Source organism: Donghicola sp. XS_ASV15 (assembly GCF_041224595.1).
Classification (GTDB): Bacteria; Pseudomonadota; Alphaproteobacteria; order Rhodobacterales; family Rhodobacteraceae; genus Donghicola.
This window is the reverse complement of the sequence record NZ_JBGFGN010000086.1, coordinates 1-379: the sequence shown is the minus strand read 5'-3', so window position 1 is coordinate 379 and position 379 is coordinate 1. Positions and strand designations below refer to the sequence as shown.

The following is a 379-nucleotide window of genomic DNA, read 5'->3' as shown; positions in this document are numbered from 1 at the left end:
CGGAAACAGACTGCTTCAGATGGGCACTCTGTTCAACCCATGAGAACCGGAGATGCTTCGCAGCCCCTCCGGTTCGCATGTTTTTGCCAAAACTGACGCGAATTAACGCGTGAACTTCTTGTGTTTGATGCGCTTGGGCTTGGGCGCAGGCTTCTCGCCCTTGAGCGCATCCTGCAACAACTTCAGACGGGCCTGCATCAGAAGGTTGCGGCGGGTCGGATCCTTTTCCTCTTCATAGAGGTCGGCCAGCGCCATCCAACTGTCGCGATCCGGCGCCACCAACAGGCTCCCGTCGGTCAGGGTCGGGGCATAGGCCTCTCCGTTCAGCATTTTGACGTAGCCACCGGCCTCGCGCGCGATCAACGCGCCTGCAGCGTGG

Annotated in this window: 1 pseudogene; it reads right to left on the bottom strand. The window is 59.9% G+C overall.

Going from position 1 to position 379, the window contains the following annotated elements:
* Positions 1–102 precede the first annotated feature (102 nt).
* Positions 103–379: pseudogene (locus AB9K37_RS02720) on the bottom strand (hypothetical protein); the annotation flags it as partial.